We start from the raw sequence: 14742 nt of genomic DNA, 5'->3' as shown, positions 1-14742 counted from the left end.
ACCTCTCCTGTCGGCGCCAGGAAAATCGCGCGGGCTGAAGAGGAAATATAGAAAGTTGCAAACTTCTCGCACGGGGTATCCCCCTCGATTCGTTGACACTCGAGGGACACGCGTGAGAAATTCTGCAAACGCCTCAGAAAAAGACGTTCTCGCAATTCTGGCGATCGAACGAACCGTAGCTGTTCAGCACGGGTGGACGCGCGAACACCATGCGCGAGCGGGCGGCCCCACGTCGGGATTGACCGGGACTGAACAGCCACAACGAACCGGTGCCGCATGACGGCGCGGAAAGGGTGAGCAGTGGTGGAGGATCATCGCATCAAGCGGGTCGTCATTCTCGGTGGCGGTACGGCCGGGTGGATGTCCGCCTCGTACCTCGGCAAGGCGCTCGGACCGGACGTATCCATCACCGTCATAGAGTCGCCGCAGGTGGGCCGCATCGGCGTCGGCGAGGCGACGGTGCCGAACCTGCACAAGACGTTCTTCGACTACCTCGGATTCACCGAGGAAGAGTGGATGCGCGAGTGCAACGCCAGCTTCAAGATGGGCATCAAGTTCACCAACTGGCGTACTCCGGGTGACGGTGAGGCCGATCCGCGCGCCATGGATGGCGGGAAGGACTACTTCTACCACCTGTTCGGCCTGCTCGCGAACTCGGACAACCTGCCGATCTCGCACCACTGGACGCACAAGAAGCTGGCCGGCCAGACCGACGAACCGTTCGACTACGCGTGCTACCGCGAACCTCCGGTCATGGACCAGAATCTGTCGCCGCGGTTCATGGACGGCACCAAGTGGACGAACTACGCGTGGCACTTCGACGCGAACCTGGTCGCCGACTTCCTCTGCCGGTTCGCGGTGCAGAAGCAGGGCGCGATCCACATCCAGGACAAGATGACCAGCGCCGAGGTGGACGAGCGGGGCTTCATCACCTGTGTGAAGACCGAGACCGGGCGGGTCATCGAAGGCGATCTGTTCATCGACTGCTCGGGCTTCCGCGCGCTGCTGATCAACGGCGTGATGCGCGAGCCGTTCCTGGACATGAGCGACCACCTCCTCAACGACAGCGCGGTGGCCACCGCGGTCCAGCACGACGACGAGGCAGAGGGCGTCGAGCCGTACACCGGCGCGATCGCCATGTCGTCGGGCTGGACGTGGAAGATCCCGATGCTGGGCCGGTTCGGCACCGGGTACGTGTTCTCCAGTCGCTTCCAGTCGCGCGACGACGCCACCCTCGAGTTCTGCAAGATGTGGGGCCTGGACCCGGAGACCCAGCCGCTGAACCAGATCAAGTTCCGGGTCGGCCGCAACCGCCGCGCCTGGGTGCGCAACTGCGTCAGCATCGGGCTGGCGTCGTGCTTCCTGGAGCCGCTCGAGTCCACCGGCATCTACTTCACCTACGCGGCGCTCTACCAGCTGGCGAAGCACTTCCCGGACAAGCGGTTCGACCCGATCCTCCAGCGCCGATTCAACGCCGAGATCGAGACGATGTTCGACGACACCCGGGACTTCCTCCAGGCCCACTTCAGCTTCGCGCCGCGCAACGACACGGCGTTCTGGCGGGCCTGCAAGGACCTCGAGCTGGCCGACGACATCAAGGAAAAGATGGAGATGTACCAGGCGGGGCTCCCGGTGAACATGCCGATCACCGACGAGGCCACGTACTACGGCAACTTCGACGCCGAGTTCCGCAACTTCTGGAACAACAGCAACTACTACTGCATCTTCGCCGGCCTGAACCACCTGCCGAAGCACACGCCGCCGATCCTCGCGGCCCGGCCGGACATGATGGACCGCGCCCAGCCGGTGTTCGAGGGGATCAAGGCCAAGCAGGAGGAGCTGGCCGCGAGCCTCCCGTCCACCTACGACTACCTGCGCAAGCTCCACGGCAGGACCAGCTAGCCGGGACGCTGACGGCGTCGGCCCACGTGTGTCGGTACGGACCTGGTGCCCCCCGCTCCTCGGCGAGGTGTTTTTCGACAGCTCGCACATTGCAGGTGGGGCACCTTCTCCGTGTCCGTCGCCAAGTATTCGAAGGGATGTCCCATGTCCGAGACTCGGCACTACGGCGTTGCACGCGTCGGCGGCGGTCCGCCGGGCTCGGCGACCGCCTCACTGCCGGCCCGAGAGCGTGCGGAGGACTGATGCAGAGCCCGGCTTCCCACGCGGAACTGACGTTGGCGACCGCGATGGCGGGCGTCGCGTTCATCCTCGTCCTCGGCACCGTGCTCGGTGCCGGGGCGCGACGGCTGCGGCAGCCCGCGGTGATCGGAGAGATCATCGCGGGCATCGCCCTGGGCCCGAGCCTGCTCGGGCAACTGCCCGGCAACCTCACCGACAAGGTGTTTCCGGCCGAGGCGCGGCCGATGCTCAACGCGATCGCGCAGGTCGGACTGCTGTTGTTCATGTTCATGATCGGCTGGGAGTTCGAGAAGGGCCTGCTGCGCAATCGGCGGACGGCCGCGGTGGCGGTCTCGCTCTCGTCCGTGGCGCTGTCTTTCGGGCTCGGCGTCTGCCTTGCCCTCGCGATCCACTCGCGCCATGCGCCGGGCGGCGGGTCGTCCAGCACCTCGCTCGCCCTGTTCATGGGTGCCGCGATGTCGATCACCGCCTTCCCCGTGCTCGCACGTATCCTGACGGACAGCAAGATGATGCGTACGCCGGTCGGGGCTCTGGCCCTCGCCGGCGCGGCGATCGATGACGTGCTCGCCTGGTGCATCCTGGCGGTCGTGTCGGCGACGGTGACCGCGAGCGGCGGTGGCGATCTGTTCCAGATCGCCGGGCTTTCCTTCGTGTATGTGGCGCTGATGTTCACCGTGGTCCGGCCCGTGCTGGCGATGCTGGTCCGCCGGCTCGCCAGGAGACGCGCTCTGCCGCACCTGCTGGTGTTGCTGGCCGGTGGCGCGCTGCTGTCCGCCTACGCCACGACGTGGATCGGCATCCATGCGATCTTCGGCGCGTTCCTCTTCGGACTCGTCACACCGCGGGAGCCGGCTGATCTGCTCCAGGTGCATGTGCGCAGGCCACTGGACATGGTCAGCGCGCTGCTGATGCCGGCGTTCTTCATCGTCACCGGGCTCGGTGTGGACATCGGCGGGCTCTCCGCCGCCAACTACCTGGAACTGGCCGCCATCATCGCGGTGGCCTGCGCGGGCAAGCTGCTCGGCGCCGGGCTCGCGGCCCGTGCGTGCGGCATGGGATGGGGACCGGCCAGGACCATCGCGCTGCTGATGAACACCCGGGGCCTCACCGAGTTGATCATTCTCAACGTCGGTGCCAGTCTCGGCATCCTGGACACATCGCTGTTCACCATGATGGTGATCATGGCACTGGTCACCACCGCCATGGCCGGACCGCTGCTGCCGCGGGATGAGGAGGCCTGGGGGACGAAGCCCACGCCCGCTCACGCCGAGCCGGTCAAGGCACGCGGCTGAGACTTCCGTCAGATCCGCCCTGGGCCAGGGCGTCGGGGCGCGGACTTCACGAACGCGGGACATCAGCGTTCGTAAAGTCCGCGCCCCCCGCTCTTCCGGCCCAGCTTCCCCTCCCGGACCAGCCGGGTGAGCAGCGCGCACGGCTCGAAGCGGTCGTCGCCCGTGAACTCGCGCAGCACATCGAGGGTGTCGACGATCGTGTCCAGGCCGATCAGATCCGCCGTCTGCAACGGGCCCATCGGGTGACCGAGGCAGTCCTGGAAGACGGCGTCGACGGTCGCGGCATCGGCCGTGCCCTGCTGGAGCACCGTGGCCGCCTCGTTGACGGTCAGCATCAGCACCCGGTTGGAGACAAAGCCCGGCCCGTCCGAGACCACCAGGCCCTTCTTGCCCATCGCGGAGAGGAGCCCGGTGGCCTCGTAGAGCGTCGCCTCGGAGGTCCGGTCCGTCACGATCACCTCCACCGCCTCCTTGAGCGGCGCGGGATTCATGAAGTGCATGCCCAGAACACGGTCCGGGCGTCGGGTGCGGGCCGCGAGATGGCCGATCGGAATCGCCGAGGTGCAGGACGCGAACACCGCGTCCGGCGCACAGTGCTCCTCCAGCAGCCGGAACGTCTCCTCCTTGACCGGCACCCGCTCCGGGCCCGCCTCGATCACGAACGAGGCGGTGCCGAGCTCCGCCCACCGGTCCGTCCAGCGGACATCCGCCACCATCTCGTCCGGCTTGCGGCGGGCCCGCCGCAGCAGTCCCGCGAGCCGCGCACCGTCGCGCAGCCGTCCGGGCCCCGACTCCCGCGCTCCCGCGTCCGGTTCGTACACCACGACCCGGCGGCCCGCGTCCGCGAGGCACTGTGCGATACCGCATCCCATGATGCCGCCGCCGACCACCCCGGCCGGTCTCTCCTGCTGCTCGTGCTGCATGGCTCCTCCTCCTCCGCTGAGGCTCAGAATCCGGGCGTGACGACCCGCACATGCCCCGTCTGCGCTGACGGCTCGTTCCGCAGCTCGAGCAGCAGCCGGTCGCCGGCCCGGTCCACCACGTCGAAACCGGCGAACCGCAGGGTGACCAGCATGATCCGGTTCACGCTTGTCGGTACGAACTCGGCCCTCGGGCGGCGGCCCGCCGCCAGCGCGCGCCGCACCAGGTGGTCGAGCAGCACCGCGCCGACGCCCCGCGAGGTCACCCGGCAGGACATCAGCAGCAGCTTCAGCACGCTCTCCGTCGCACCGATCTCGCTGATCGCCAGCCCGATGGTGCCGTACGGGCCGAACCGGTCCGTGAGGCTCGCGACCAGCACCTCGTGGTCGCCCGAGGCGCAGAGCCGGCGCAGCTCCGCCATATCGGCGGTCCAGCCGGTGGTGTTGAGCTGGTGCGTGCGTACCGTCAGTTCATGGGCCCTGGCCAGGTCGTCGGGGGTGGCCGGGCGGAGGGTCAGGACCAGGTCGAGGGAGGCGAGGAAGTCCGTCGCCGGCCCCGTGTGGTCCTCCTCCGCGGAGCGCCGCTCGGCCTCGACGCGGTACATCGTCCGACGCTGCCGGGACTCGGCGGTGACGAACTCCGGCTGGAACTCCCCCAGATCCGGAAGCCGCCCCGCCTGCTCGGCCGGGTAGCAGCGGACCATGGGCAGCGCCGCGGCGACCTCGGCACGCTCGACGGGGTCGTTGTCCACGAAGGCGAGGGTGTCCAGACCGATGCCCAGGGTCTCGGCGATCCGGCGGACGGCCGCGCTCTTGGCGCCCCAGCCCACCTCCACCACGGTGAACAGGTCGTCCAGGCCGTGCCGCCGGAGATGCGCGGCCGCGACCTCGTGCTCGCCCCGGCTGGCGACGGCGTGCAGGATGCCGCGCTTGTCGAGCGCGGTCAGGGTCTCGACGGCGGCGGATACGGGCACGGGGTCGTCGCCCTCCAGGACGACGCCGTCCCACAGGGTGTCGTCCAGGTCCCACACCAGACACTTGACGGTACTCACTCGCGAGGGCCCCCTTCTCCGGCCGCACGGCGCAGCAGATGGTCGGCGATATGCAGTTCGGACACCTCGTCGGAACCCTCGATGATCCGCATCACCTGTGCGTCCCGGAAGAACCGCCCGGCCCTGCTGTCCGGCGCGCACCCCGCCGAGCCCATCACCTGTACGGCGCGCCGGCTCACCGAGGCGGCGGCCCGGGCCGCCGCGTACTTGGCCATCACGGTCCGGGAGATCGCCTCGGGATCCCCCTCCCGCCGCAGCCGTGCGGCGACCCGGCACAGCTCGCGCGCCGCCTCGGTGTCCACGGCGGCGCGGGCCAGCGCCCCGCGGACCAGTTGGTGCTCGGCCAGGGCCACTTTGGCCTGGGTCCTGGCCGCGGCGTGCGCGGTGGCGTCGGCCAGGCACGCCTCGGCCATCCCGAGGCACCCCCAGCCGACGGTGAACCGTCCGTGGTCCAGCGCCGTCCCCGCCACATGCGAAAGGCCGAAGCCCGGGGGCGCCACCAGATGGTCTCTCTCCACCCGGACCGCGTCGAACCGTAGGTGCGCGATACGGGCCGCCCGCATACCCAGCTGGCCGCTCACCGGCTCACGTGTCACCCCGGGCCGGTCGGCCTCGACGAGGACCATGGCGGGACGGCCGTCCAGCCGGCCGAGGACCAGATAGACGGTGGCGAGCTCGCCGAAGGTGATCCACCGCTTGACTCCGGTGACCGTCAGCGCATCGCTCTCCGCGCCGATCCGCGTCTCGACGGCCGTCAGATCGCTGCCCGCCCCCTGCTCCGTGGCGGCGAATCCGGCGAGCTGGTCCCCGGTGGCAAGCCGCGGCAGCCACTCCGCTTGCTGCGCAGCGCTGCCCCAGCGGGCCAGCGCGGCCGCGACCATGCCCTGCACCGTCACCAGGCCGCGCAGCGCGCTGCATACGGAGCCGAGCCGCGCGCACAGTTCGCCGAGCTCCAGCGGGGTGGCTCCGCGGCCGCCGTAGCGCTCGGGCACATCGAGGCCGAGCAGCCCGGCGGCGGCCAGGTCCCGCACGGCCGACTCAGGCAGCGCACCGTGCAGGTCCCAGGCCGCGGCCTCGTCCCGCAGTGCCGCGAGGTCCGGCAGCGTGCGCATCAGGCCGCCGTCTTGCGGAGCACGAAGTCGGTGAGCCGGCTGACCGTACGGAAGTGGTCGAGGTCCAGGTCCTCGACGCCGACCTCCAGGCCGAACCGCCGCTCCACGAACGTGACCAGCTCCAGCGCGAAGAGCGAGTTGACCAGGCCCAGGGCGAAGTAGTCGTCGTCGGGTCCGATGGGCTGCCGGGCCCCGGCGGTGAGAAACGCCGTCAGCTCGCTGCTCACCTCGCCCGCCGCCGGCCGGCCAGTCTCCGTGCCCATCCGTTCTCCTCCCTACGGTTCCGTGTCCCTGCCGGTCCTACAGGTAGTGCGACGTGCCGCCGCCGTCTCCGTGCTCGACCAGCAGCAGGCTCCAGGCCGCCACCGGGCTGACGTTGATCAGCACCGCGCGCTCCCCCTCGGCCAGCGCGCCCGACTCGATGGCCGACATCAGGTTCAGCAGCACATCGCCCGGCCCGAGGTGTCCGTAGCGGCGCAGATTGCCCGCGCACACCCCGGCCAGCTCGACGCCGAGCGTCTCCTCGGTGAAGCGGAAGGAGCCGAGCGACAGGTTCTGGCTGAGGTGGCAGCCGACGTCGGCGGGGCGCATGCCGTTGCGGTCGAGCAGCGCGCGGTGCAGCTCGCGCAGGTGGTTGCGGGTCTCGATGGCGAGCTTGAAGGAATAACTGCGCACGTCCGCGCAGTCCTCGCGCCAGTCGGCGGAGGGGCGGTCGCGGTAGTCGACCGTGAAGAGGTTCCAGTAGTCGCCGTTGGTGCGCTGGGCCACGTCGAGCAGCCGGAGCGGTCCGCGCCGGGACACCAGTACGGCCTGGCCGCCGTCGCCGCTCACGGTGACCGGGTGGCGGTAGCGGCGCGGCGTGGCGGGCTTGCTGCCGTGGGCGATGAGCACGTTGTCGAGCGTGTCGTCGGCGGCCAGCAGCCCGCGTGCGGCCAACAGCGCCGGACCGATCGAGGCGCAGCCCAGGCCGCCCACGGAGAAGGTCAGGGCGCGGCGGGCGCCGAGAAGAGCCTGGAGCCGGGTGGCCTCCGAGCTCATCAGGGTCTCGGGCGAGCGCGCGTCGATGACGATCAGCGCGTCGAGCTCGTGCGGGCTGAGACCCGCGTCGGCCAGGGCACGCGAGGCGGCACCGGCCGCGAGCTCGGTGGCCGACAGGTCGTCGGCGCGGATCTCGTCGATGCCGAGCTGGAGACAGGTCTCCGCCTCGGCGGCGGGCAGCTCGTCGAGCTCCGGCAGGTCCGGGACCTTCAGCGTCCGTTCCGGCAGATAGTGGGCGACGGCCCGCAGGGCCACGGTCGCGGCCATCTCACCCCTCCCGCCGTACGCCGGGCAGTTCGGGCGCCACGCCGCTCAGCTCGCCGAACGCCTCGGCGAGGTGGTCGGCGAACACGGCCATGCCGGCGGCGTCGAGCCGCCCGTTGTAGACCAGCGTGATGTCCAGGACGCCGTCCACGACCGCCGTGACGACCACGATCGGCTGGACCTCCAGCAACGTCCGCTGCTGGGCGGGAAGCGGCGCCTGCCTGATCCGAAGGGCCCCGTCACCGACCTTGATGGCGTCGACGCCGCCGACCTTGTGCTCCACGAGCACCATCGGCTCCGCCAGCTCCCGCAGCCGTGCGACGGCGGCGGTCCGCGGGCTCAGCGTGCGGAGGATGCCGAAGCCGACGCCGTCGTGCGGGACGGCGCGCAGCGTGTCGACGACACCGGGCAGCGCGTCGGGGACGCGGGCGCCGGGCTCCACGGGGAGCAGCACCGGGAAGGAGTTGGTGAACCAGCCCAGCGACCTGGACCGGTCCGACGGCCGGTACGGGTTCGGCGAGCCGTGGCCGACGGTGCACAGAAAGGCGTGTGGCTGCCCCCGCCACCGGGCCCACGCACAGGCCACGGCGGCCAGCGCCGCTTCCCGGCTCGCCGGGCCCGAGACGGTGAGCGGGGCCGCGAACGCGTCGGCGGGCACCCGCCTCTGGATGACACCGGGCTCGGCGGACGACTCCGCCACCGCCTTCGCCTCAGGAAGGTCGTTCCCCTCCTGGCCCGCGCGGAGCACGCTCGTCCAGTAGGTGAGCTCGCCCGCGAGCTGGTCGGACTGGGCCATGGTGTGCAGCCGCTGGGCCCATGCGCGCCAGGCGGGCGGGCGGGTCTCGCGGCGCGGCGCGCCGGTGGCGGCGATGTCCGCCAGGGCCCCGTTGAGGTCCTCCAGCAGGGGGACGGTCGAGATCTCGTCGTAGGCGAAGTGGTGCACCACGAACAGCAGAACCCCGGGGTGGTGCGGGCCCCGGCTGTAGAACTTGGCCTGGAGCAGCGGGCCGCGCGCGAGGTCCAGCTTGTCGATCAGCTTGTCCATGTCGGCCTTGAGCAGGGCCAGTTCGTCCTCCGGGCCCATCGGTGGCAGCACGGTGGTCTCCAGCAGCTCGGCGTGTTCCGCTGCCGCACACTCCGCGCGCCAGCCGAGGCCGTTGTGCAGAAAGCGGTACCGCAACGGCTCCTGGAGCGCCACGAGATGGACCAGCGCCGTACGGACGGCCTCGGCCGCCACGCCGGGCGCGACCTCCAGGACCTCGACCGTGACGAAGTCCGTGGGCGCCTCGTCCCGGCCGTCCAGCAGGCGGTGGACCAGGGGGGTGAGAGGGAGGGGGCCAGAGGGAGCGGGGTCGTGCGGGCCGGTGTCCGCCGGGGCCTCGAGCTGTGCGCTGCCCGCCACCCCCGCACTCGCACTCGCACTCGCGACCTCGGCGAGGCCGCGCAGCGTCGGGTGGCGGAGCACGTCTTGGGGCGTGACCGAGACGCCGGCGCGGGCAGCCCTCGCGGCGACCCCGACGCTGAGGACGGAATCCCCGCCGACCTGGAAGAAGTTGTCATCGGGCCCGATGCCGTCGCGGCTGAGCAGCTCGGACCAGATCCGGGCCAGCACCCGCTCGGTCTCGGTCGAGGACAGGGCAGGGTGAGGGAGTTCGGCAGGCGGCATGGTCGGCTCCTGGGATTCCTGGCTCAGGCTGCGGCGGTCGATCTTGTTGCCGCCGGAGGTCTTGGGCAGGGCGGTGTGCGGAACGACGCGCGCGGGGACCATGTGCGGCGGCACCCGCTCGGCCACGGCGGCGAGCAGCTCGGCCTCGCCCGGCAGCGCCTCCCCCGCGATATGGGCGATCAGCCGCAGCGAGCCGGACGCCTGTCGCTCGGTCACGACGAGGGCCTCGCGCACACCCGGATGCGCCACCAGGGCCCGTTCGATCTCCGCGGGTTCGATACGGAATCCGCGCAGGGAGATCTGGTTGTCGGCGCGACCGTGCACGGTGAGGGTGCCGTCCGGCCCGCGGCTGGCCAGATCGCCGGTTCGGTACATCCGCGAGCCCGGTGCGCCGAACGGGTCGGCCACGAAACGGGCCGCGGTGTGGCCCGGCCGCCGGTGGTAGCCGCGCCCCACGGACGCGCCCGCGATATAGAGCTCGCCGGTATCCGCCGGGCGGCCGCGCTCGTCGAGGACATAGGCGTCGGAGCCCGCGATCGGGTGGCCGATGTCCGGGGCCGCGCTGCCCGATGCCGAGACGCGGGAGCAGGTGCACAGGACCGTGCACTCGGTCGGCCCGTAGAGGTTCAGCACCTCGAACGGCAGCCGGGCGGGCGGCCGTACGCGCAGCTGGTCCCCGCCGGTCCCCAGGGTGCGCAGCGCGAGTCCGGGGACGGGGGTGTACTCGCCGAGCAGCAGTTCCGCCCTGGGCGTGGGCAGCATGAGCACGGCGATCCGGTGCTCCGCCAGCCAGCTCAGCAGCTGCGCGGGGGTCTGGTTCTCCGGGAGGAAGTGGAGGGTGGCGCCGTGGTAGAGGGCGCCCAGGATTTCCATGACGGCGGCGTCGTATCCGGCGGCCGAGGACTGCGCCACCTGGTCCGAGGCGGACATCCGCAGCTGGTCTCCGTACCAGCGCAGCAGGGTGAGGAGGCCGCGGTGCTCGATCTCGCAGCCCTGCGGTCGGCCCGTCGAGCCAGAGGTGTACGCGATGTAGGCCAATCCCCCGGAAGTCTCCGGGGAGGCGTTGTGGCCGCTTTCGCCGCGGTCCGGCAGTACGGTCACGTCGTTGCCCTCGACCATGACCGGGGCCCGCAGTTCGCCCAGGATCGCGGCCCTGCGTGTCTCGGGGGCCAAGGGGTCGAGGCAGACGAAGGCCGCGCCGAGGGCGTGTGCGGCGAGCCAGCCCACGGCCAGGTCCGGGCCGCGTTTCGCGTACACCGGGATCAGTGGGCCCGCGCCGGATTGCCGCAGCCGCCTGGCGAGTTCCTCGGCGCGGCTGATCAGCTCGCCGTACGAGATATGTGTCCCGGCATCCACCAGGGCGGTTCGCTCGGGGGCGCGCTCGGCGTGCCGTCTGATGACCTCCCACGCCGGGTCCGGATGCGCCGTGGGATCAGTGCCCCTGCGGGGCGCGGCATCGCTGATCGGGCTGTCCGGGTCCGCCAGCGCCGCGGCGATGATGTCCTGGTGGAGTCGGAGCAGTTCGCGCATGGTGGACTCGTCGAACAGGTCGACCGCGTACTCCAGATAGCCACGCATCGGCTCGTCGTCCTGGTCGCCGATCCCGAGCGTCAGGTCGACCTTGGCGGTGCCGGGGGCGATGCCGTCGGTGCTGTCCTCCTCGAGGGGCGCGACTGTGACACCCTCCAGCTCCGCCGGGTGGGTCGCGGTGTTCTGGTGCGAATAGGCCACGGTGAACAGCGGGTGCCGGGACGCGTCGCGCGGCGGCTTCAGCGCGGCCACGATGTCCGCGAACGGCACCTCCTCGTGGTCCAGCACCCCGGCGACGGTGGCTTTGCAGCGCCGGACCAGCTCGCGGAACGTCATCCCGCCGTCGACCCTCGTACGGAAGGGCAGCGCGTTGTTGAAGTAGCCGATCAGCTCGTGGGTCGCCGGGTTGAGCCGTCCGGAGGTGGCGGAGCCGACCACGATGTCCTCGTGGCCCGCCCACAGATGCAGCAGCGCGTCGAAGACGGCCAGCATGGTGACGAAGGTCGTCACCCCCTCCTGGCGGCTGAACTCCCTGATCCCCTCGGTGTCTTCCGGGCTCAGCGCGAATTTGATCAGCGCCCCGGCGTGGGACTCCACCTCGGGGCGCGGCCGGTCCAGTGGCAGTTCGCGCGGGCGGAGATCCGCGAGCTGCGCGCGCCAGAACTCCAGGCCGCGCTCCCGCACCCCGGAGTCCAGCCGCCTGCGCTGCCAGGCCGCGAAGTCGGCGTACTGGACGGGCAGTTCGGGCAGGTTGGGGGGTCGTCCGGCCAGGCGTGCGGCGTAGAACTCGGCCATGTCGCGGAAGTAGATCCGGGGCACCCAGCCGTCGAAGACGCTGTGGTGCCAGGTGCACAGCAGCAGATGGTCCTCATCCGAGACGGCGAAGAGGACGGCGCGCACCAGCGGGCCGCGCGCCAGGTCGAACGGCGTGGTCGCCTCGGCCGCCGCCAGCTCCCGCAGCCGCTCCTCCGGGTCCGCCGCCCCGCTCAGGTCCACCACCTTCAGCTCCGGTTCCGGCACATCGGCGTGCACCCACGGCACGCCGTCGGCGTCGGCGGCGATTCGGCTGCGCATCACCTCGTGCCGCCGCGCCAGGTCGGCGATCGCGCCGCACAGGGCCGTACGGTCCAGGGGGCCGTGCAGGCGCAGATCGAGGGGGATGTTGTAGAGGGGGGTGCCCGGGGCGAGCTGGTCGATGTACCAGAGCTGCTCCTGGCCGACGGACGGGGGCAGCGGGCCTCCGTGCTCGCGCGGCAGCAGCGGAATTGTCCAGTCCGTGTTCGCGTCGTCGGCGCCGCGCCGCCCGCCGATCAGGGCCGCCAACTCGCTGACCGTACGGTGCTCATAGAGGTCGGTGAAGGTCAGCTGGACGGCGAATCTGCGCTCGACCTCGCGGAGGAGGCTGATGCCGGCGATGGAGGTGCCGCCCAGCGCGAAGTAGTCCGAGTCGGCCTGGATGCCCGGGGCCTTGAGCATCCGCTGCCACATGTCCGCGATGGACTGCTCGATGTCCGGGTTGTCCGGTGTGCTGGTGGAAGCCGCAGGAAGTTGACGGCTTCGACCGCTTTCGCCGCTCTGGGGGCCGCGGGGCGCCTCCTGCGTGCCGTACCAGCAGGGGACGGGCTCGAAGGGGTAGGTCGGGGCCTCGATGCGGCGGACGCCGGCGCCCGCGTGGTGCGCGCGCCAGTCGAAGGTCGCGCCCAGTTCGTACAGCCTCGCCATCGCGCCGAGGACCCCGCCGTCCGTACCGTCGTCCGACAGCAGCCGTACGAGCGGCAGCTCGGGCGCCTCGGTGGCCATCGCCCGCGACAAGGCGCCGCCCGCGCCCATCTCCAGCAGCACCGCGCCCTCGGCGAGGAAGCCGCGCACCGCGCGTCGCAGGCCCTCCTGGTCGACCTCGGCGGTCGGGGGCGTGTCGGCGGCCAGCCGGACCGCCTCGTCCTCGCCGATCCGGTCCCGGAGCAGCCGCACCACCAGGTTCCCCGGCCCGGAGCCGACCATCCGGGAGGTCTTCAGGCCGAGCCCGCTGACCAGCTCGTACAGCGCGCGGTGCCGGAGCAGCCGCCCCGTCTGCTCCGGGTCCAGCGAGGGGAACGCGGAGCAGAGCCGGATCCAGGTCGCGTCGTCCAATTCCGTGTCGCCGGAGAACAGAAGCACCACCGGGACCTCGGGGGCGACGGGCCGGTCCGGCGGTACGGCCGTGCGCAGCGCCTCGGCCAGCTCGCGGGTGTCGTGCGCGGTGCGGGCCCAGCGGAACGGGTGGTCGTCCCGGCCGGTGTTCAGCGCGAACGCGACCTCCGGCAGGGCGTGTTCGGTGGCCTCCAGGAACTCCGTGAGACGGGCGGCGTAACGGGCGAGCGCGGCGGGGGTCTTCGCGGAGAGGGTGACCAGGTGCGGTGCGCCGCTGAGCGCTTCCGCCCCCGGCAAGGGTTCCGGCGCCTCCTCGATGACGGCGTGCACATTGGTCCCCGTCAGCCCGAACGAGCTCAGCCCGGCCCGCCGGGGCCCCTCCTCCGGCGCCGGCCATGGCGCCGTCTCCGTCCGTACGTTCAGCAGGTCCGCGAACTCGATCAGCGGATTCGGCGTGCTGAAGTGGACGGTCGGATAGAGCGCCGTGTGGCGCAGTGCGGCCAGGACCTTGAACAGTCCGGCCATGCCCGCCGCGTGGTCCAGATGCCCGACGTTGCTTTTCGCAGCGCCGATGTCGAGCGGCGCACCGGGCCGTCCGCCGCTCGCCGCGAGGGCCTGGCGCAGCCCGTCCGCCTCGATGACATCGCCGAGCGGGGTGCCGGACCCGTGGCACTCGACACAGCCCGCCGTGCCGGGGCCGGCCCCGGCGTCCCGCCACGCCTCGGCGATGACGGCGGCCTGGGCGCTCGCACTGGGGGCGCTCATGCTGGTGGCCCCGGCGCCGTTGTGGTTGACGGCGACCCCGCGCAGCACGGCGTGGATGTGGTCCCCGTCGGCGAGCGCCTCGGACAGCCGCTTGAGGACGACATAGCCGCCGCCCTCCCCGAGCGTGGTGCCGTCGGCCTTCGCGTCGAACGGGCGGCACACGCCCTCCTGCGAGAACAGGCCGAGCAGTGGGTCATGGGCCCGCTTGGGCTGCAACACCGACTCGACCCTGAGCCCGCCGGAGACCGCGAGGTCGCACTGGCCCTCGCGCAACTTCTCGACAGCCAGCGCCAGCGCGCTCAGGCTGCCGCTGCACGCGGTGTCGACCACCAGCGCGGGCCCCGCGAAGTCGAAGAGATACGAGATACGGGCGGCCAGCGCGGCCGGTATCGAGCCGAGGATCTGCTGCGGGTCGTCCTCCGCGTACAGCCGCGCGTATGACGGCTCCGGCGCGCTGACGATCACGGCGGTGCGGGAGCCGCGCAGCGTGGCGGGGGCGTAGCAGGCGTTCTCCAGCGCCTGGTGCACCAGCTGAAGGGTCAGCCGCTGGTGGGGGTCCATCAGTTCGGCCTCGCCCAGCGAGATGCCGAAGAAGGCGTGGTCGAACAGGTCGACCCGGTCCAGATAGCCCAGGGCCTGATAGTCGGTCCCCGGGTGGCCGCCCGCGTACCGGATCCGGTCGGCGTCCGGTGGCCGCACGCTGTCCCGGCCCGCGGCGAGGTTGCCGTGCAGCCGCTCCAGCGTGTCCGCGTCCGGCAGCGCGAACGCGATCCCGGTGATCGCGACAGCTTCTCGGCTCTCGCGGCCGTCTCGGCCCATCCGATGCCCCCG

General features: G+C 71.5%; 8 protein-coding genes. 2 read left to right on the top strand and 6 right to left on the bottom strand.

The window, feature by feature from the left end:
• The first annotated feature begins 360 nt into the window (after positions 1-360).
• Both ACH4S9_RS18455 and ACH4S9_RS18450 read left to right on the top strand, forming a co-directional pair.
• On the top strand, positions 361-1902 hold the full coding sequence (locus tag ACH4S9_RS18455) for a tryptophan halogenase family protein (protein WP_385338841.1): 1542 nt from the start codon (positions 361-363) through the stop codon (positions 1900-1902).
• Between the two features lie 242 nt (positions 1903-2144).
• Entirely contained in the window at positions 2145-3434 is a 1290-nt protein-coding gene (locus ACH4S9_RS18450; protein WP_311721780.1) for a cation:proton antiporter, read from the top strand.
• Between the two features lie 62 nt (positions 3435-3496).
• On the opposite strand, the gene ACH4S9_RS18445 is transcribed toward ACH4S9_RS18450, so the two are convergent.
• Genes ACH4S9_RS18445 through ACH4S9_RS18420 form a run of 6 tightly spaced genes read right to left on the bottom strand, consistent with a single transcriptional unit; the run spans position 3497 to position 14730 of the window.
• Positions 3497-4357: a 3-hydroxyacyl-CoA dehydrogenase family protein gene (locus tag ACH4S9_RS18445; RefSeq protein ID WP_311721779.1), complete on the bottom strand. Its 861-nt coding sequence runs from the start codon at positions 4355-4357 to the stop codon at positions 3497-3499.
• A 23-nt stretch (positions 4358-4380) separates the two neighbouring features.
• Positions 4381-5406 carry an HAD-IIIC family phosphatase gene (locus ACH4S9_RS18440; RefSeq protein WP_311721778.1) on the bottom strand — a complete coding sequence of 342 codons (1026 nt, stop codon included), beginning with the start codon at positions 5404-5406 and terminating at the stop codon, positions 4381-4383.
• Positions 5403-6518, bottom strand: a complete 1116-nt coding sequence (locus tag ACH4S9_RS18435; RefSeq protein WP_398372940.1) for an acyl-CoA dehydrogenase family protein — start codon at positions 6516-6518, stop codon at positions 5403-5405. Before ACH4S9_RS18435 ends, ACH4S9_RS18440 begins: the two co-directional genes overlap by 4 nt.
• The gene (locus ACH4S9_RS18430; RefSeq protein WP_358843065.1) at positions 6518-6781 is read right to left on the bottom strand and encodes an acyl carrier protein; all 264 of its coding nucleotides are present in this window, start codon (positions 6779-6781) and stop codon (positions 6518-6520) included. The genes ACH4S9_RS18435 and ACH4S9_RS18430 overlap by 1 nt, the downstream gene beginning before the upstream one ends.
• Before the next feature lie 37 nt (positions 6782-6818).
• Complete coding sequence (locus tag ACH4S9_RS18425; protein ID WP_398372938.1) at positions 6819-7823, bottom strand: 3-oxoacyl-ACP synthase; 1005 nt, start codon at positions 7821-7823, stop codon at positions 6819-6821.
• 1 nt (position 7824) lies between these two features.
• A complete protein-coding gene (locus ACH4S9_RS18420) occupies positions 7825-14730 on the bottom strand; it encodes an amino acid adenylation domain-containing protein (protein ID WP_398372936.1) in 6906 nt (2301 codons plus the stop codon).
• Positions 14731-14742 lie beyond the last annotated feature (12 nt).

It is taken from the genome of Streptomyces sp. NPDC021225 (genome assembly GCF_044332865.1).
GTDB lineage: Bacteria > Actinomycetota > Actinomycetes > Streptomycetales > Streptomycetaceae > Streptomyces.
Note: the sequence above shows the minus strand (reverse complement) of the source record. Positions and strands in the feature narration are given on the sequence as shown.